The following is a 17,086-nucleotide window of genomic DNA, read 5'->3' as shown; positions in this document are numbered from 1 at the left end:
GCGTGGCTGACAAGCCCGGGCTGAGGCGGGGAAGGCTTCACGCCCTCAGCAGGCGGGGCATTCGACCGTATCCGTCAACCGGGGACGCAGATAATAGGTGTCGCTCAGCTCGAGCATGGAATTCCGGGAGAAATAGCTGGTGAAGAGCCCGGAAAACGGTGGAGTATATTCAAGCGTCGACTGGCCGACCACGATAGAGGAGTTGGGCGTCCCGATCGTGTCGGGCAGCGTGATCGGCGGGGCGGCGCCCGGAGTCCAGGGAGCGCCGCCGTCGGAATCGTAGCTCCAGTCGACCTCGGGGTCGCCGTCCTCGTCAAAGGTCACGCTCGCGATGATGATATAAAGATCGTCTGCGGGATCAGGCGCCAGGATGACCTCTCCCAGGTCCATGACCGCCGTGAGTTCGGCAGGTGTGACCGTCTGTGCCTGGGCGACCAGATCGGTGATCGAGTTGGAAATACGGCTGACCTTGCGGTCGTTGTTCATGGCGCCGGTGATTTCCGCCATGCCGATCAGGATGATGAACATGAACGGCAGGATCAGGGCGAATTCGGTGGCGGCAACACCACGCCTGTCCCGCACAACCCTGCGCACGGACCGCGGTAGCATGACACGCGCCAGCAGCGAAGTGATGCCGGACTTATTCCCAGGGTTCATTGCGAAACACCATTGTTGAGGTCAAGTGGCGGTCGGTGCCGTGATCGCCGTTGTCGAATTGGAGCACGGCCGAAGCCATTGGCCACTTGTAGATCACGTTGACGACGACAATCTCGCTGGCGGTCCCGATGTCGTAACTCATGTCATCCCTGAGTTCTCCTTCATCGTCATACATACTGTCGACGGAGGAGGCGTCGGAGAAATCGGGTATGGACTGGATTTCAACGTAAATCCGGTCCTCGTCGCACATGAAACTCGGCATGAAGCCGCAGATCTGGGTCTTGAAGCCGGCGGCCGAAAGATTGGTGGATTCGGCCTGCCCCGTACGGATCAGCCTCGAAGCCTCGACCACCGCATTGTCGACCATCCTGTTCGCGAAATGGGCGAGACCGATCTCGATGATACCGAACGCCAGCGTGAAGAAGGGCAGCGCCACCATGGAGAACTCGATCGCGGTCACGCCGCGGCGGTCTTCAGCCAGACAGTGTCCGTTTCGTCCCTTCACGGACAGGAAACGCCGAATACTCCGGTACATTCTGAATTCGCTCCGAAAAGACCTGTTGTCCTATTTGCCGCCGCCGGCAGCCTCGATCGACAGGGAGTTGCGGGACGTGGCCTGGTCAGCCGCTTCCTTGAAGGCGCCGGTGGAATCGCCCAGGCGAAGTGTCGGCTCGCACATCGGGTTGCAGGAAAGGGTGGCCCTTGCCGACTTCCGGTAAACCGAAACCACGTCGTCATCGGATGCCCGAACGGTAATCACCTCGTCGACGATCGGCTTGTTGTCGCTGTCCAGAATGACGAGGTTCGTGGTGCCGTAGCTCTTTCCGGTGATCACGACGGTGTTTTCGTCGAACATGGCCACATCCGCGATGAACGGGTTGCCGACGATCACGGCGGCGGCGCCGTCATCGATGCGGAAGACCTTGGCGCGGTCGACGGTCACCATGACGGGCCCGTCCTGGGCAACGGCAGCGCCCGCCTGAAACGCAAACACAAGCACGCCCGTCCATTTCAGTATGTTCTTAAACATGCTCATGGGTACTCCATATATATTTGTTCCTGCGACAGCATGCAGCAAACGTGGTGAACGATCTGCTAACGACGCTTCCCAAGAAGTGTAAACCGGTGCGCTTTACTTATTGGCCGCACTTTCCCGGCGAAGGCTGTATTCGACTGGACAGCACTGGAACACATGCACCTTCGCGAACAGCCTAACATGCCATATTGAGTAAAAACATTGCTTGTTGGTGAGAATATTAATAAAATCTGAAAGATAATTCTGTTTCCGGGGGCGAGAAATTAGTAGCATCACCTCAGAAAATGCGATAATACTTTGAAATCCGAGTTTATATTAAAGTTTACAAAATGTATTAACTGAATTTTATCTATACCTATTGTTAACTATAGTTATATTTGTCAGGATCATCTGCAAGGCGAGTGGTAAATTTAACTGCTTGGAAAGCTCTCTGTCCTAGGGTGAGCTCATGTTCGAACGGACGCAAGAAGATCCGTCGAACTTTGAAGCTGTCAATTCAGTGGTACTTGGAGCAAACACATGAAATCTCTTATCAACCGTTTCGTGAAAGACGAATCCGGCGCAACTGCAATCGAATACGGCCTGATCGCTGGCCTGCTGTCCATCGTGATCATCGGCGCCCTGCAGCTGACCGGTACGTCCCTTACCGGCGTGTTCACCGCAATCCAGAGCTCGCTGGATTCCGCTGCCGTCGGCGGCTAAGTCACGCGACGAACGATTTGTCAGGTCAACATGGCCTGAAGAAGAAACGGGCAGACCACTGCCCGTTTTTTTCGTTTGAGCCCATCGTGGCTGCGAAACGTTAACTCTCGGCCGGTATCGTGGGACGCACAGTCAGTTCATAGAGTGAAAGTCCGATGCTCGAGGCCGCTATCCTTGTGATCTTTCCGATGCTCGTCGCGTTTGGCGGGGCGTCTGACCTCCTGACCATGACGATCCAGAACAGGGTCTCTCTCCTGCTGATGGCCGGATTCGCGGTCGTTGCACTGGGAACGGGTTTGCCGCTGGCCGGCTGGGGTGTTCACCTCCTCGGATTGCTACCGGTCTTTCTGGTGTGTTTCGGGTTTTTCGCGGCCGGCTGGATGGGAGGCGGCGACGTGAAGTTCATCAGCGCCATCGCGCTCTGGATAGGGTTTACCCCCGAACTGATTCAATTCACGCTGCTCGTCACGCTCTATGGCGCAGGGCTGACACTGGCCTTGTTGTCGATGCGCCAGATGGTTGTCGTTCCCGGAACGCTTGCCCGCCAGGACTGGTTCGCGCGCCTGCACGACAGCAAGAGCGGCATTCCCTACGGTATCGCGATCGCGGTTGCCGGTCTGCAGATCTATCCGGCGACACAGTGGTTCAAGCTTCTCGGTCAGGCCTCCTAGACCCCTCCATCGATCTATCCGGGCATGTGAGCGAGGCGGTTTCGTGCGCTGGCGAGACGGTTTCTCCGCAGGCGTGTTTGCCGCAGTCGACACCGCCTGCCTCACCAGGCTGGGGGGTCTCCACCTGTAAACCGTCCAGTGTCGAACCGGTATAAGGCTTGGCATGTCGCAACGTTCTTTGTCCACGTTGAACGCTACTCTTTGCAAATTGCGGCATGTTTAGGAAAGCATTCAGTAAAGTTAACGGAAATTAACTGAAAACATCTACATCTGGTTAACCATGTTTTGACCAATTGCCCCTCATTCTAGGATGTGAATGGTGCCGACGTGCACAGGAATATTGGGTTTAGGTCATGAAATTCGCACGAATTTTCGTACTGGCAATCGCGGTGGCGGCAGGAATCATCGCTTTCAGAATGGTGATGATGTCCGGGGGCAAGCCTGAAACGGTGGCAGTGCAGGAGCCCGTGACCGCACAGAGCAAAGCCCAGGTTCTGGTTGCCAAAAAGGATATCGGGCTTGGCGGCAAGCTGGTCCTGGATGACATGGCCTGGGCCGACTGGCCCGAAGACGCGATTCCCTTCGGGGCGGTCACCAAGCAAGTCAATCCTGCCGCCGAAGAGGAATATGCGGGCCGAATCGCCCGGGCACCCATATTCGCCGGCGAACCGATCCGCCCGGAAAGGCTGATCAATACCGACAAGGGCTTCATGTCGGCCATCCTGCCAAAGGGCAAGCGGGCCATTGCCGTTGGTGTGGAGGCGGAGACGACCGCAGGAGGATTCATCCTGCCGGGCGACAAGGTCGATCTCATCCTGACTCGAAAATCCGACACGGGCGCCATCAGCGAAACGATCCTTGAAAACATCCGGGTCCTGGCAATCGACACGACCACGGCTGGCGAGCAAGAACAGAAGAACCTGAATCCGAAGCGTACGGCGACGCTGGAGCTGACGCTCTCCCAGTCGGAAATCGTCGCCCAGTCGCAACAGATCGGAACGATTTCTCTGGCCCTGCGCAGCGCACAGGATTCGGCGGATGACGCGGTGGCGGAAGACAGCCGCCGCCGAGGCGTGAGTTATGTGAAATACGGCGTGACCAGCGGGGCAGGTACGCAATGACACTGCGTGACAAGAGAACGTCCAGCATGAGGGACGCAATGAAACACTACCTTCGAAAGATCGCGGCCGCGGCCCTGTTGTCGGGGGCGTTGACCGGTCTGACCGCTCCCGCAGTGATGGCCGAGGGCAATTTCCCGAGCCAGGTCCACGTGGCGGCCGGCGAACGCGCGAGCGGGCGCATCCTGAATGTCGGTGTCGGTCGTTCGGTCGTGATCAACCTCGCCGAGGAAGCCGCCGACGTTCTGGTTTCCAACCCGGAAATCGCCGATGCGGTTCTCCGGACACCGCGCCGGATCTTTGTCATCGGCAACACTGCCGGCCAGTCCCGCCTGGTTCTGTTCAGCCGCAGCGGCCGTGAGCTGGCGAGCTTCGACCTGCGGGTGGAGAAAGACACGTCCGACCTGACGCGGATCATACGCAAGCTCATTCCCGGAACGCGGATCCATGCGGAATCGATTAATGGAAGCGTTGTCCTGAGCGGCTCGGCCAAGAGCACTTTGGAAGCGCAGCAGGCCGCTGACATCGCGGCCAAGTTCGAGGGATCGGAATCCGCCTCGAAGGTGGTGAACCTCATCGCCGTCGAAGGCAAGGATCAGGTTCATCTCAAGGTGACGGTGGCGGAGGTCGAGCGCTCGATCATCAAGCAACTCGGCGTCCAGTTTTCCGGTTCGATCGGTACCGGCAATTTCACACCGTTCCTGCAGAATCTGCCCAACTTCACGGTCAACCCGAACGTGGTCAACCAGGCTGTCGGCGGCACGCAGTTCGCCAGCGGAGCGACCAGCATCACTGCCCAGATTGAAGCGCTCCAGCGTGACGGTGTGATCAGAACGCTTGCAGAGCCGACACTCACGGCGATCTCGGGCGAGAACGCGAGTTTCCTGGCCGGTGGCGAGTTCCCGATTCCGATCTCGCAGGATGACGGTGAGGTCACCGTCGAGTTCAAGAAATTCGGTGTCGGTCTCGACTTCACGCCGGTTGTCCTGTCCGGCGGTCGGATCAGCCTTCGTGTGAAAACCGAGGTCAGCGAGCTCAGCAACGACGGCGCTGTCTCGTTCTCCAACATCACGATTTCCGCACTGAAGGTGCGGCGCGCGGAATCAACCATGGAACTTCCCTCGGGAGGCACACTGGTCATGGCCGGCCTGCTCAAGGAATCCTACCAGCAGGCCATCGAGGGTATTCCCGGTCTGATGCAGATTCCGATCCTGGGCAGCCTCTTCAAGAGCCGCGATTTCCTCCGCAAACAGTCCGAGCTGGTGGTTTTCGTGACGCCCTACGTGGTCCAGCCGGTCGCTGCGAGCAAGCTCCAACGCCCGGACAAGAACATGATGGCACCCACGGATGCCGAAACGATTTTCCTGAACCGCCTGAACAAGATCTTCAGCCCCAGCGGGACTGCTGAAGGGACCTATCACGGCCAGGTCGGTTTCATCTACAAGTGAGGACGGACGGATGATTAGGAACAGAAAAGTCCGGTTGGGAGCCGCCTCCAGATCCGCGCTTGTGGTTGTTGGTTGCATGGCGGTGCTCGGGTGCCAAAACCAGACCCAACAGCAGACGACGCTGCTTGCGTCCCACGACTACCGCTTGCGGCACCCGATTGTCGTCACCGAGGCGCCGGAAACCCTCGACCTGCCGATCGGTCGTAACACGCGACGGCTGAGTGGGCCGATTGTCGGCACGATTTCATCCTTCGGTGTCGATTCTAGGGAGCATGGCAACGGTGCCGTGGAGATCCTGGTACCTTCGGGCGGCGCCAATGAAGCCGCGGTGCATTCGGTAACGCCGCAGATCCGCCAGGCCCTGAAACAGGGCGGGGTGTACGGGTCCCGGATCAGCACCCGTACCTATGGTGTCGACGATGCCTCGGCAGACGCCCCCATCAGGCTGTCCTATCCCCGGATGCAGGCGACAGCCGGCGAGTGCGGCGACTGGCCGAAGAACATCGGCGGCAGTCCGAACCGAAACGCCGACTATGAAAACTATGGCTGTGCCACGCAGGCGAACCTGGCGGCGATCGTCGCCAATCCCTCCGACCTCCTGACGCCCCGCGCGGTCACGCCGGCGGACCAGAACCGCCGCGCGGTCGTTTTCGAGGCATACCGGAAGGGCGAAGTATCGGCGTCTGATTACGTAGAAGGCGTCGGCGCAGAGATCTCGGAAGACTAGGTGAAAACATGAGTGCCAATCCAGACCTGAAAAACATGTCCGGCTACATGGATCCCATTTCCGAGCCCTCGCATGATTCCTACTCCGGCAGCGAGGAAGGGATCCACATCGGTTCGATACCGCGCATCACGATCCACGGCTTCTGCCTGACCGATGCCACCATGCGGGCCGCGGAAGCCGCGATGGAAGACCGGCGGATGACAAAGGCGCATCTCAAGCTCGACATGGGCGGCATACCGGCGGCCATCGAAACCTTCGAGCAGGCGCCGACCCCGAACCTGATCGTTGTCGAAACCTCCGGCAATCGCGAGGACCTGGTCTCAAGCCTCGACCATCTTGCCGAGTATTGCGATGCCGGGACGAAGGTGATTGTCATCGGCGACGTGAACGACGTCACCCTTTACCGGGACCTGATATCCCGAGGGGTCAGCGAATACCTGATCACGCCTGTCAGCGTGTTCCAGCTGATCGGGGCAATCAGCGAACTTTATGCCGATCCGGAAGCCGAGCCGCTTGGGCGCACCACCGCGTTCTTCGGTGTCAAGGGCGGCTGCGGTGCCTCCACCGTTGCCCATAACGGCGCCTGGGCTCTGGCACGCGGCTTCCAGTGCGAAGTCGTGGTCTCGGATCTGGATCTGCCGTTCGGAACGGCTGGTCTCGACTTCAACCAGGATCCGTTGCAGGGCGTCTTCGAGGCAATCTCCGCTCCGGAGCGGCTGGACGAGACCTATCTCGACCGCATCCTGTCCAAGTGCAACGAACATCTCAGCCTGCTGGCGGCCCCGGCAACGCTGGAACGCACATACGACCAGGGCGAGAAGGCGTTCGAGCTCCTGGTCGAGACCATGCGCGCCAGTGTTCCCCACGTCGTTCTGGACGTGCCGCATGCATGGAACAGCTGGGTCAAGCAGACGCTTCTGAGCGCGGACGAGATCGTCCTGGTCGCGGAGCCGGACCTGGCCAACCTGCGCAATGCCAAGAACACGATCGACATGCTCAAGCAACTGCGACCGAACGACCGGCCACCACACCTGATCATGAACAAGGTGAACGTGCCGAAGCGCCCGGAAATCAAGCCCGACGAATTCGCCAGCGCCCTTGGCCTGTCCGTCCAGGCGGCAATTCCGTTCGAGCCGCAGCTCTTCGGCACCGCGGCCAACAACGGCCAGATGATCGGGGAAGTCGACAACAAGCACGCCATCGCGCGCATGTTCGACGATCTGGCCCAGTCCGTCAGTGGCAAGGCGCAGCCGACCAGGCAGTCCCGGCCGGGTCTCGGCGGGTTGTTGTCGAAATTCAAGCGGAAGGCCGGCTGACCGGTCCGACAGCGGAGCAGATAGTTCGTTATGTTTGGAAGACGTGGCAGTTCATCGTCTGGTCACCAGACCATCCGGCCGGGGAGCGTTCCCGGGCTGCAGGACGTGCCTGAGCCGGCGCAGCCGGCCGAGCTGGAACAACCTGAACCGCAGAAGATCCAGACCGAACCTGCACAACCGGTAACGGCGCCGCCGCCGGCTCCGGAACCGCAGCAGAGCGCACCTTCTCCGCGCAAGAGGGGCAGTGAGTATTACGAAACCAAGGCGCAGATCTTCAACGCCCTGGTCGAGGCGATCGACCTGTCGCAGCTTGCCCGCCTGGATGCCGAGGACGCACGCGACGAAATCCGCGATGTCGTCAATGACATCATCGCCCTGAAAAATGTCGTCATGTCCATTTCCGAGCAGGAAGACCTGCTGGAAGACATCTGCAACGACGTCCTCGGATACGGGCCGCTGGAACCGCTGCTGGCCCGCGACGACATCGCCGACATCATGGTCAATGGCGCACACACGGTCTATATCGAGACCTCGGGCAAGGTCGAGCAGACCGGCGTGACCTTCCGTGACAATGCGCAGCTGATGAACATCTGTCAGCGCATCGTGAGCCAGGTCGGCCGCCGCGTCGACGATTCAAGCCCGATCTGTGACGCCCGTCTTCCGGATGGCTCGCGTGTCAACGTGATCGCACCCCCGCTGGCCATCGACGGGCCGGCCCTGACCATTCGTAAATTCAAGCGCGACAAGCTGACCCTGGACCAGCTGACCAAGTTCGGCTCGATCACGCCGGAAGGCGCGACGATCCTGCAGATCATTGGCCGCTCGCGCTGTAACGTGCTGATTTCCGGCGGTACCGGTTCCGGCAAGACGACGCTGCTCAACTGTCTGACCGCCTATATCGAAAACACCGAGCGCATCATCACCTGCGAGGACTCCGCCGAGCTGCAGTTGCAGCAGCCCCACGTGGTGCGGCTGGAGACGCGGCCGCCGAACCTTGAGGGCGAGGGCGAGATCACCATGCGCGACCTGGTCAAGAACTGCCTGCGCATGCGTCCGGAACGCATCATCGTGGGCGAGGTGCGCGGACCGGAAGCCTTCGACCTTCTGCAGGCCATGAACACCGGCCACGACGGGTCGATGGGCACGCTTCACGCCAACTCGCCGCGCGAAGCCCTGTCCCGTCTTGAATCGATGATCACCATGGGAGGCTTCTCGCTGCCGTCGAGAACCCTGCGCGAGATGATCGTGTCGTCGATCGACGTCGTGGTCCAGGCGGCCCGCCTGCGCGACGGTTCACGCCGGATCACCCATGTCACCGAGGTGATGGGGATGGAGGGTGACATCATCACCACGCAGGATGTTTTCCTGTACGACATCGTTGGCGAAGACCCGAACGGCAACATCATCGGCCGGCACCGGTCCACCGGCATCGGCCGTCCGAAATTCTGGGAGCGTGCCCGTTATTTCGGCGAGGAAGCGCGTCTGGCACAGGCACTGGATGCCGCCGAAATGCCCGAGTAAGGAGCGGATTGAGGTCTCATGTCCGGATTAGAAGAGTTTCTCACGCCCCAAATCACCGGTCTGGCCGTTGCCGTCCTGGTGATGCTGGCCGTCGGCGGCATCATCTACAGCCTGTTCCAGCCGGCCTTGTCGGGCACGAAACGGCGCGACCAGCGCATGCAGGCCGTCGCCGCGCGGCCGCAAAGCGAAAAGCAGCGCAAGGCGATGCGGGATGTTGACCGGCGCAAGAGATCCATCCAGGACCAGCTCAAGGAATTCGAGGAGCGCCAGCGCGCCAAGCAGCACAAGCAGCAGAAGGTCTCGCTCAAGGTCAGGATGGAGCAGGCCGGCCTTGAATGGGAAATGAAGCATTTCGTCATTTTCAGCATTATCAGCGGCCTGATTTTCTTCGTTCTCGGACTGATTCTCGGCGGCAACCTCATGATCGCGCTGGCCTTTACCTTCGCCGGATCCTTCGGCTTTCCGCGCTGGTATGTCGGAAACAAGCGCAAGCGCAGGTTCAACGCCTTTCTCGACGAGCTGCCCAACGGTGTCGATATCATCGTCCGCGGCGTGAAGGCGGGTCTTCCGCTTGGCGACTGCATCAAGGTGGTCGCCCGCGAGGCCCGCGAGCCGGTCGCGACCGAATTCCGCAAGATCACCGAAACGCAGGTCATGGGCATCTCGCTGGGCGAGGCGGTGGCGAGGCTGCCCGACAGGGTTCCCGTCGCCGAAGCCAACTTCTTTGCCATCGTGGTCGCGATCCAGCAAAAGGCCGGTGGCGGTCTGGCCGAGGCGCTCGGCAACCTGTCGCGGGTGCTGCGCGGCCGCAAGGCCATGAAACGCAAGATCAAGGCGCTCAGCGCGGAAGCCAAGTCGTCCGCGGCCATCATCGGCGCCATGCCCTTTGGCGTCGGCGGCATCATGTTCTTCATCGCGCCGGACTACATCATGACGCTGTTCACCACGACGACCGGCAACATCATCATCGCCGGCTGCCTGTTCTGGATGTTCATCGGCATCATGGTGATGCGCCAGATGATCAACTTCGACTTCTAGGAGGAGCTGGTCATGGATCTTGAAAGCATCGCATCGAGCCAGTTCCTGGCAGCCGTCCTGGCCATGATCGCGGTCACCGGCACGATCTTTTCGCTTGTGATGCCGCTGCTGAGCCGGGACACGCTGAAGACGCGCATGAAGTCGGTCGCGCTGGAACGCGACAAGCTGCGCGCCAAGGAGCGGGCGCGGCTGCAGGAGAACCAGACGGACGCCAGGGCGTCCCTGCGCAATCAGCCCAAGGCGCAGATGAAGAGCTTCGTCGACCGGCTCAACCTGAAGGAAATGCTGTCGGACGACATGACGGTCGAACGCCTGCGCATGGCCGGCTATCGCGGCTCTGCGCCTCTCTACTACTTCCTGACGGCGCGTATCGCCCTGCCGGGTGTCATCTTCGTGTTCACGGTCGCCTATGCCTTCCTGATCCTGTCGTCGAGCATACCGGCCCTGTCGAAGATCAGCTTCTGCATCGCCCTGTCCGGCTTCGGCGCCTTCCTGCCGAACATCTACCTGAAGAACAAGATCGACAAGCGCAAGCTGATCATCCAGCGGGCCTGGCCGGATGCGCTCGATCTCATGCTGATCTGTGTCGAATCCGGCATGTCCATCGAGGGGGCCTTCCAGCGGGTTGCCGAGGAAATCGGCGTGCAGTCGGTCGAGCTGGCGGAGGAACTGTCGCTGACCACCGCCGAGCTGTCCTACCTGAGCGAGCGGCGGCTGGCCTATGAGAACCTGGCCAAGCGGACCGGGGTCGACGGCGTCAAGAACGTTATGATGGCGCTGATCCAGGCCGAGCGCTACGGCACGCCGGTCGGCTCCGCCATCCGGACGATGGCCGACGACACCCGCGAAATGCGCATGCAGCTCGCCGAGCAGAAGGCCGCCTCCCTGCCGCCGAAACTGACCGTGCCGATGATCATCTTCTTCCTGCCGGTGCTGTTTTTCATCATCATGAGCCCGGCGATCATGCAGGTGTTCGAGAAGTTCGGAGGACCGTGACGGTTCGCTGCAACACGGCTTGAATGACGTAAAAAACGCCGGGCTTACAGCCTGGCGTTTTTGCCTTTCGCCGGTCCGGTTGGTCTCCGGCGCAAAAGAGCCCGAACGAAGGTCTGAGGATAGAAGGTTTGCGATGCAGAGGGCGCATCATAAATGGCCTGGTCCAACCGGGCCGTTGCGCCTTCCTCATCCGGCAAACCGAGTTCGCGCCGTCTTGCAAGGTAGCGCTCCACCGCGGATCGGAGCACCATCAGGTCATGCTGCTTAGCCGCGGCCTTCAATTTGCGCCGGGTCGGGTTGATTGGGGAGCAACGTTTTAAGACCTGCAAGACCGCTGTGCCGCGGCGCCGGGAGGCCGTGGCAAAAACAGACAGAAGACCGGTCAGAAGTCCCGCTCCGAGCACGCCGAGCGCGGCGGAATTCTGTGATGGGGAAGATCGATTTGTGCCGGCCACGTTGGTCGAAAAACTGGCGTAGCCGAAGGGAATTGCCGGGATTTCGGCCTTGCGCATCCCACGCGTTCCGGTGTCGAACCAGGAAATTTCAAACGGGGGCAGAACGCCCGGTTCTCCGGTCTTTGGCCTAAGGTGCCATTCCCAGACAATCGTGGTTTCGGGGCCTTGCGGGGTCGGCTTCGCCTTGCGGATTTCCGGGGCTGTGAAGCTGATCAGCCACGGCTGCCGAATAACGGGCCTTGGCGGCAGGAGATGCGGCAAGGTACCTTCCGCTCGAAGCGTGACCCGGCGAATGAGGGTCTCTCCGTCGAGCAGCTTGCCCGGCGCTGTTGACAGTTCGTCCTCGACTATCAGGGACCTTGCAGCAAGCGGCAGCCCTTTTGCCGGGAAGGGCGCTATGTCGATGGTGAGCGGCGCCGCCTGAACGTCCAGCACCTCGCGTCCGCCATCGGAAGAGACAACGGTAAGGCTATGCGTCAGCGGCCCGATTGTGACCGGCCCGGCATGACGGGGAAACAGCGCGATACGGCGCTCAAACACCTTCACCGCCCGGCCTTCAACACGTTCGTTGCGCCATTGGTCGCGAGTAAGCTGGACCCAATCATAGGCGCCGGAATCGGGGAATGTCAGCGTTTCCAGAGCAATTCTCCCCGTGTATTCGCCGCGAATGGTCAAGGGGATCATTTCCCCGACGACGGGATGAATATCCGGCACGACCAGGCGCAGGTTTTCGCCGTGGGCGGCGCTGCACATCAGGACCAGAAACAGGGCTAGGCGGATCACCATGGATCGCCCTCACTTGGCCTGATCAGACCCAGCTCTGCCCGGCGCTCGTATTCCCTGGCAAGGCGCAGGCGCAGAAATTCTCCCGGATCGTCGATGAGGGTATCGAGCCAGGAGGCCGAGGCGACATAGCCGCGTGCGGTGATTTTGCGTTGCCATTCGGGATCGGGTGTGCCGGGCAATCCCCAAGGGCTCTTTTCAGGATGGTACGAATTGCCGCCATGGCCGGCCAGCCGCCCCGGTGCGACGCTGTCGCCACGTGTCTTCGCAACCATCTTGTCGACCATGTCACGCAGTGTCCGGGCCTCGGCATCGGCCGGATTGGCGAACAGGACGGCATCGAAATACGCGACCGACAGGGCATGTTTGCCGGTCGCCGCGAGCGTCAGGGCACGGTTGAAGGTCTGGCCGCGCCCGGCCTCCGCGAATGCCGCATCGGCGGCTTCATAGTTGCCGGAACGGTAGAGTGCCAGGCCCTGGACCGCCGGATTGTTCAACAGGGCCGCACCGCCCGGCACCCCGGTCCGGAGCATTAACCGGCCCCATGCATCCGGACCCGCAAAAAGGACAAGGGCTAAGCCGGCGAGAAGGACAATCGGGATGCGTCTCATCCGTCCCTCCGGAACAGGCCGAGCAAGGGGACAAGTGCCAGGGCGGCGACAAACGGACCGAGATCGCGATAGCGGAGAGCGGTCATTGTCCCATCGCCATGGAACGCGCCCGCTGCCGAAATCAGGCGAAGGACCGGCTCGGGCGTGCGGGCCGGTGCCGTTTCTGAAACACTTGCAAGTTCCGAAAACGCTCCGGGATCGGCCTGTCCGCCGGAGCCTGGAAGCGTCAGAACCAGAAGACCGATACCGTCGCCGGTCAGGCGTTCGGCTTCGGCAATCGCCGCCGCGTCGATCCCGCCGCCGTCGGAGATCAGCACCAGATCGGCATCGGGGATCTTCGACAGCATTTGCCGGGCAAGCGCAAGTGCGGCGGCGGGACGGCTGCCCTTTTGCGGCATCGTGTCGGGTCCGAGTACCGCAATCTGGGTTTCCAGCGTCGCGGCGTCCGCAGTGGGGGCGGCGACGTCATAGGCATCACCGGAATAGAGGACAAGACCGACCGCTCGCCCGTTCGCGGCGCGCAGGACCTGGGCGGCAGCGGCTTGCGCATCGGTCAGCGCCGGGCTTGTGGCGACGGATGGCGACATGTCGATGGCAATCAGAATTGCGCCGCTTCCGGCGAGAATGGGAGCATCCGCCCGCGGCACTGCCGGCCCGGAAAGACCGAGCGCCAGCAGACCGGCCGCTGTCAGGCAGGATAGCCCTGCCTTGCCGGTTTCGCTGTGCAGGTGTCCCAGCTTCCGCATTGCCACAAGCATTCGGGCCGGCATGACCTTTTGCCAGCCGCCTGCATCCGGCCCGCGACGCCAGGCCCACAGGGCAAGCGCGGCCAGCAGCGGCAAGGCTGCAAGCCACCAGGGACGCAGCAGTTCAAGGTCACTCACGTCTGCCTCCTCAGCGCCAGCAGAAAGAGCAGGGCGAAGGCGGTCGCGCCGGGCCAGATCCAGAGCGGCCGCCAATAGCGCAGGGGCGGGCGGCTCATGGGGCTTGGCTCCAGCCGGTTCAATGTTGCGGCCATGGCTTCAAGATCGGCCATGCTACGGACACGGAAGCTGGTGCCGCCGCCGATCTCGGCGATGGATTTCAGGGCGGCCGCGTCCACCGCGTCCCGGGACCGGGGCCGGGTTTCCAGGTCCCTCGGACCAAGTGCGATGGTATGCACCCGAATGTCGTGATGTGCCGCCAGCCGCGCGACATCGACCGCGTTCACCTTGCCCGAGGTGTCGACACCGTCTGACAGCAGCAGGACGATCCTGGTGGCAGCCCTGCTTTCATTCAGCCGCTTGACCGCCAGTCCGAGCCCGTCCGCGATGGCTGTCGCCCGGCCCGAGATGCCGATCTGCACCGTTTCGATGGACCTGGCGACGGAGGCGACGTCGAAGGTCAGCGGCTGTGCGACATAGGGGCGTTCGCCAAAGACCACAAGACCGATGCGGTCGCCCCTGCGTGCGGCGACGAAGGCCGAGGCGACACGCTTGACCGCATCGAGCCTGGACAGCGGTTTCCCGTCCAGGAAAAAGTCCTCCTTGACCATGCTGCCGGAGAGGTCGAGGGCCAGGATGATCTCGCGCCCGGAGAAGGGCAGGACGTCGGTCGTCTCCGAAACGCGCGGACCCGCAAGCGCCACGACCAGGGCGATCCATGCCAGGATCAGCAAGGCCTTGCCGGTGCGGCCGCCCTGACCGGCAGCCGGTGTGGCAGCGGAGAAAAGGCTGGCAGGAACCTGCAGGGCGGTATCAATGGCGCCGGGCCTGGGCAAGAAACGGCGGACCAGGAAGGGGAGCGGCAAAAGCGCCAGCACGAAGGGAAAGGCGAAGTTCATCGTTTCACTTTCCCGGCCTTCAGGGCAATCCGCTCGATGGTTTCATCGGGCGGCGGGGGCTTGCTGCCATAGGCGGCCGGGCGCAGTTCCTCCGGCAGGTGACCGAGAATGCGGGCAATTGCGAGCAGGCGTTCCTCAGGTGGCAGGTCGCGAGCGGCCTTGATCAGGGTCCTGCGTGAGGGACGGCGCGTCAGAAAGGGGGCTGCCAAGGACGCCAGAAGGGCTGAAATCACCAGTCCCGCGCCGAACAATGCCAATAGATCCGCAGGGCCAAGCGTCATCAGGTCCGGCGGCAGACGTCCTTCCGGCAAGGCGGCGATCAGTTCAGCTTGCGTCATCGGTGGACACCTCAAGCATGACATTCAATGCCCGCATCCGAGAGGTGAGCGGTGCCGGATCGAACGGATGCAGCCGCGCCAATCGGTTGGAGGAACCGGAGCGGATCGGCAGGGCCACGGAGGGCGGAGCGATCTCGACCGGATCAAGCGGGCAAAGCAGCGTCACCCGTCTGCGGCGTGCCAAGCGGCGGAGCGCGGGCTCGTCCTCCGGTGCAATTCCCTGAGGATCGGTTGCAAGCCAGACCTGCGCACCGACGGGCGCCAGTTGCGCGGCTCGTACCAGTGCGGCGGTCAGGGACGGTGAGGCGCCAGGCCGGTCCAGCGCCTTGTCATGCTCGTGGGCAAACATCTGTGCGATTGCACTCATTTGCCGAACCCCCGTGCGCGCCGGGAGGACCGAAACGCCGGAGGCCGTGATCGTTATCCCCGCGACCGAAGCGCCTCGTGCCGCAGCGTTCCAGCCGTGCCCGGCCAAACACCGGGCCGCGCGGACCGAGCGCAGCGCGCTTCCGGTTCCCCACAGCATCGCCGGCCTGAAATCGGCAACAAGCAGCACCGTATCGTCCCTGTCTTCGTGGAAGCTGCGGACATGCGGTATTCCCGTGCGTGCCGTAGCGGCCGGATCGATCCGCCGGGTATCGTCTCCCTCCACGAAGGCACGGACTTCCCGAAGGTCCATACCGGCCCCGGGCAACCTGGCCGGAACCGAGCCGGGCCTGCGGGTCGCCGGGCGGTGCCGGTTAGGCGGGGTCGGGGTTTCGCGCAACGCCAGCAGCTCCTTCGCGGAAAGCCGGATGCCCGGATGGTCCAATGCACTGCTCACCATGGTTCGACCAGGCGCAACACGTCGGCAACAAGACTGCGGCCGGTGCGGCCTTCGCTGACGGCGGACCAGCTGGGGATCAGTCGATGGGCAAGCACATCCGGCGCCAACAGTTGCGCGTCCTCCGGAAGGCCGTAGTCGCGGCCCTTCAGCCAGGCGCGCGCCCGAACCGATGCCGCCAGCGCCAGCGTACCGCGCGGCGATACCGGGTGTTCGACCCATTCGGCGACGGCTCCGCCGGACCGCGATGCCATCACCAGCCGCACGATGAAATCTTTCAAGGCCGGCGCGAGGTGCACCCGGGCGACTTCTTTCTGCGCAGCGTGAAGCTCCTCGGCAGACATCGCCTTGGCCTGGGGGGCTGGAGGAGCGATGCCCTCAGCCTCCACCAGGTCGAGGATCGCGCGTTCCTGCTCTGCTTCCGGCAGGCCGAGGGCGAGATGCAGGAGAAAGCGATCCATCTGCGCCTCGGGCAGGGGAAATGTTCCTTCATGCTCGATCGGGTTTTGGGTGGCGACGACCATGAAGGGATCGGGAAGGGCGCGCGTTGCCCCCGATGTGGTGACCTGCCGCTCGGCCATGGCCTCGAGCAGGGCGGACTGGACCTTCGGAGGGGCGCGGTTGATTTCGTCGACCAGCACCAGCGCGTGGAAAAGGGGCCCCGGATTGAACTCGAAGCTGCCGGTTTCCGGATGATAGACCTGGGTGCCGGTCAGGTCGGCGGGCAGCAGGTCCGGCGTGCACTGGATACGGCCGTGACTGCCCGGAAAATGGGCTGCCAGCAATTTGACGGCGCGGGTCTTGGCAACGCCGGGTGGACCTTCGATCAGCACGTGACCGCCGGCCAGCAGCGCGATCAGCAAGCGCTCGACCATGTCCTGATGCCCGATCAGCCCGGTGGAAACGTCGGCCTCCAGACGCACGATCGGATGACTGATATCGTCCATGCATTTCCTCCTCTTGAAAGAGGATGGGCGAAGCGGCGCGGGTTCGCCAGAGACGTCTTCCCGGCGGGACCGGGAAG

General features: G+C 62.2%; 19 protein-coding genes. 9 read left to right on the top strand and 10 right to left on the bottom strand.

The genetic code is table 11. The features are described 5' to 3' along the window. Window positions 1–45: 45 nt before the first annotated feature. The 3 genes from O6760_RS02235 to O6760_RS02225 are packed head-to-tail and all read right to left on the bottom strand — an operon-like array spanning window position 46 to window position 1,693. The gene (locus tag O6760_RS02235; protein ID WP_269583861.1) at window positions 46–657 is read right to left on the bottom strand and encodes a TadE/TadG family type IV pilus assembly protein; all 612 of its coding nucleotides are present in this window, start codon (window positions 655–657) and stop codon (window positions 46–48) included. After that, window positions 641–1,192: a TadE/TadG family type IV pilus assembly protein gene (locus O6760_RS02230; RefSeq protein WP_269583860.1), complete on the bottom strand. Its 552-nt coding sequence runs from the start codon at window positions 1,190–1,192 to the stop codon at window positions 641–643. Before O6760_RS02230 ends, O6760_RS02235 begins: the two co-directional genes overlap by 17 nt. A 30-nt stretch (window positions 1,193–1,222) precedes the next feature. Beyond that, window positions 1,223–1,693 (bottom strand): pilus assembly protein N-terminal domain-containing protein, encoded by a 471-nt coding sequence (locus O6760_RS02225; RefSeq protein WP_269583859.1) that lies wholly within the window; start codon window positions 1,691–1,693, stop codon window positions 1,223–1,225. A gap of 519 nt (window positions 1,694–2,212) precedes the next feature. On the opposite strand from O6760_RS02225, the gene O6760_RS02220 reads away from it, so the two are divergent. From O6760_RS02220 to O6760_RS02180, 9 genes are all read left to right on the top strand, one after another. Continuing rightward, window positions 2,213–2,395, top strand: coding sequence for a Flp family type IVb pilin (locus O6760_RS02220; RefSeq protein WP_269583858.1), 183 nt, complete (start codon window positions 2,213–2,215; stop codon window positions 2,393–2,395). Window positions 2,396–2,550: 155 nt separating this feature from the next. Beyond that, window positions 2,551–3,066: an A24 family peptidase gene (locus tag O6760_RS02215; protein WP_269583857.1), complete on the top strand. Its 516-nt coding sequence runs from the start codon at window positions 2,551–2,553 to the stop codon at window positions 3,064–3,066. 353 nt (window positions 3,067–3,419) lie between these two features. Continuing rightward, a complete protein-coding gene (gene cpaB / locus O6760_RS02210; protein ID WP_269583856.1) occupies window positions 3,420–4,187 on the top strand; it encodes a Flp pilus assembly protein CpaB in 768 nt (255 codons plus the stop codon). Between the two features lie 38 nt (window positions 4,188–4,225). After that, window positions 4,226–5,632, top strand: coding sequence for a type II and III secretion system protein family protein (locus O6760_RS02205; protein ID WP_269583855.1), 1,407 nt, complete (start codon window positions 4,226–4,228; stop codon window positions 5,630–5,632). 10 nt (window positions 5,633–5,642) lie between these two features. Further along, entirely contained in the window at window positions 5,643–6,359 is a 717-nt protein-coding gene (locus tag O6760_RS02200; RefSeq protein WP_269583854.1) for a CpaD family pilus assembly protein, read from the top strand. 8 nt (window positions 6,360–6,367) lie between these two features. Continuing rightward, window positions 6,368–7,675 (top strand): AAA family ATPase, encoded by a 1,308-nt coding sequence (locus O6760_RS02195; protein ID WP_269583853.1) that lies wholly within the window; start codon window positions 6,368–6,370, stop codon window positions 7,673–7,675. A 30-nt stretch (window positions 7,676–7,705) separates the two neighbouring features. Continuing rightward, window positions 7,706–9,196: a CpaF family protein gene (locus O6760_RS02190; RefSeq protein ID WP_269583852.1), complete on the top strand. Its 1,491-nt coding sequence runs from the start codon at window positions 7,706–7,708 to the stop codon at window positions 9,194–9,196. Window positions 9,197–9,214: 18 nt separating this feature from the next. Beyond that, the gene (locus tag O6760_RS02185) at window positions 9,215–10,234 is read left to right on the top strand and encodes a type II secretion system F family protein (RefSeq protein WP_269583851.1); all 1,020 of its coding nucleotides are present in this window, start codon (window positions 9,215–9,217) and stop codon (window positions 10,232–10,234) included. A 12-nt stretch (window positions 10,235–10,246) separates the two neighbouring features. Continuing rightward, the gene (locus tag O6760_RS02180; RefSeq protein WP_269583850.1) at window positions 10,247–11,230 is read left to right on the top strand and encodes a type II secretion system F family protein; all 984 of its coding nucleotides are present in this window, start codon (window positions 10,247–10,249) and stop codon (window positions 11,228–11,230) included. 44 nt (window positions 11,231–11,274) lie between these two features. Here O6760_RS02180 and O6760_RS02175 read toward each other — a convergent pair whose 3' ends face one another. The 7 genes from O6760_RS02175 to O6760_RS02145 form a co-directional block, all read right to left on the bottom strand. After that, a complete protein-coding gene (locus tag O6760_RS02175) occupies window positions 11,275–12,471 on the bottom strand; it encodes a hypothetical protein (protein WP_269583849.1) in 1,197 nt (398 codons plus the stop codon). After that, window positions 12,465–13,001: a hypothetical protein gene (locus O6760_RS02170; RefSeq protein WP_269583848.1), complete on the bottom strand. Its 537-nt coding sequence runs from the start codon at window positions 12,999–13,001 to the stop codon at window positions 12,465–12,467. The genes O6760_RS02175 and O6760_RS02170 overlap by 7 nt, the downstream gene beginning before the upstream one ends. A gap of 74 nt (window positions 13,002–13,075) precedes the next feature. Continuing rightward, window positions 13,076–13,963, bottom strand: a complete 888-nt coding sequence (locus O6760_RS02165) for a VWA domain-containing protein (RefSeq protein WP_269583847.1) — start codon at window positions 13,961–13,963, stop codon at window positions 13,076–13,078. After that, window positions 13,960–14,901: a VWA domain-containing protein gene (locus O6760_RS02160; protein ID WP_269583846.1), complete on the bottom strand. Its 942-nt coding sequence runs from the start codon at window positions 14,899–14,901 to the stop codon at window positions 13,960–13,962. The genes O6760_RS02165 and O6760_RS02160 overlap by 4 nt, the downstream gene beginning before the upstream one ends. After that, window positions 14,898–15,239, bottom strand: a complete 342-nt coding sequence (locus tag O6760_RS02155) for a hypothetical protein (protein WP_269583845.1) — start codon at window positions 15,237–15,239, stop codon at window positions 14,898–14,900. The genes O6760_RS02160 and O6760_RS02155 overlap by 4 nt, the downstream gene beginning before the upstream one ends. Beyond that, complete coding sequence (locus O6760_RS02150; RefSeq protein ID WP_269583844.1) at window positions 15,226–16,065, bottom strand: DUF58 domain-containing protein; 840 nt, start codon at window positions 16,063–16,065, stop codon at window positions 15,226–15,228. Before O6760_RS02150 ends, O6760_RS02155 begins: the two co-directional genes overlap by 14 nt. After that, window positions 16,059–17,009 (bottom strand): AAA family ATPase, encoded by a 951-nt coding sequence (locus tag O6760_RS02145; RefSeq protein ID WP_269583843.1) that lies wholly within the window; start codon window positions 17,007–17,009, stop codon window positions 16,059–16,061. Before O6760_RS02145 ends, O6760_RS02150 begins: the two co-directional genes overlap by 7 nt. Window positions 17,010–17,086 lie beyond the last annotated feature (77 nt).

The organism is Roseibium sp. Sym1 (assembly GCF_027359675.1).
In the GTDB taxonomy this organism is placed as follows: Bacteria; Pseudomonadota; Alphaproteobacteria; order Rhizobiales; family Stappiaceae; genus Roseibium.
Note: the sequence above shows the minus strand (reverse complement) of the source record. Positions and strands in the feature narration are given on the sequence as shown.

Excerpts from the sequence above, each read along its gene's own strand:
- O6760_RS02235 (WP_269583861.1), bottom strand. The coding sequence starts at position 657 with ATGAACCCTGGGAATAAGTCCGGCATCACTTCGCTGCTGGCGCGTGTC.
- O6760_RS02230 (WP_269583860.1), bottom strand. The coding sequence starts at position 1,192 with ATGTACCGGAGTATTCGGCGTTTCCTGTCCGTGAAGGGACGAAACGGA.
- O6760_RS02225 (WP_269583859.1), bottom strand. The coding sequence starts at position 1,693 with ATGAGCATGTTTAAGAACATACTGAAATGGACGGGCGTGCTTGTGTTT.
- O6760_RS02220 (WP_269583858.1), top strand. The coding sequence starts at position 2,213 with ATGAAATCTCTTATCAACCGTTTCGTGAAAGACGAATCCGGCGCAACT.
- O6760_RS02215 (WP_269583857.1), top strand. The coding sequence starts at position 2,551 with ATGCTCGAGGCCGCTATCCTTGTGATCTTTCCGATGCTCGTCGCGTTT.
- cpaB (WP_269583856.1), top strand. The coding sequence starts at position 3,420 with ATGAAATTCGCACGAATTTTCGTACTGGCAATCGCGGTGGCGGCAGGA.
- O6760_RS02205 (WP_269583855.1), top strand. The coding sequence starts at position 4,226 with ATGAAACACTACCTTCGAAAGATCGCGGCCGCGGCCCTGTTGTCGGGG.
- O6760_RS02200 (WP_269583854.1), top strand. The coding sequence starts at position 5,643 with ATGATTAGGAACAGAAAAGTCCGGTTGGGAGCCGCCTCCAGATCCGCG.
- O6760_RS02195 (WP_269583853.1), top strand. The coding sequence starts at position 6,368 with ATGAGTGCCAATCCAGACCTGAAAAACATGTCCGGCTACATGGATCCC.
- O6760_RS02190 (WP_269583852.1), top strand. The coding sequence starts at position 7,706 with ATGTTTGGAAGACGTGGCAGTTCATCGTCTGGTCACCAGACCATCCGG.
- O6760_RS02185 (WP_269583851.1), top strand. The coding sequence starts at position 9,215 with ATGTCCGGATTAGAAGAGTTTCTCACGCCCCAAATCACCGGTCTGGCC.
- O6760_RS02180 (WP_269583850.1), top strand. The coding sequence starts at position 10,247 with ATGGATCTTGAAAGCATCGCATCGAGCCAGTTCCTGGCAGCCGTCCTG.
- O6760_RS02175 (WP_269583849.1), bottom strand. The coding sequence starts at position 12,471 with ATGGTGATCCGCCTAGCCCTGTTTCTGGTCCTGATGTGCAGCGCCGCC.
- O6760_RS02170 (WP_269583848.1), bottom strand. The coding sequence starts at position 13,001 with ATGCTCCGGACCGGGGTGCCGGGCGGTGCGGCCCTGTTGAACAATCCG.
- O6760_RS02160 (WP_269583846.1), bottom strand. The coding sequence starts at position 14,901 with ATGAACTTCGCCTTTCCCTTCGTGCTGGCGCTTTTGCCGCTCCCCTTC.
- O6760_RS02155 (WP_269583845.1), bottom strand. The coding sequence starts at position 15,239 with ATGACGCAAGCTGAACTGATCGCCGCCTTGCCGGAAGGACGTCTGCCG.
- O6760_RS02150 (WP_269583844.1), bottom strand. The coding sequence starts at position 16,065 with ATGGTGAGCAGTGCATTGGACCATCCGGGCATCCGGCTTTCCGCGAAG.
- O6760_RS02145 (WP_269583843.1), bottom strand. The coding sequence starts at position 17,009 with ATGGACGATATCAGTCATCCGATCGTGCGTCTGGAGGCCGACGTTTCC.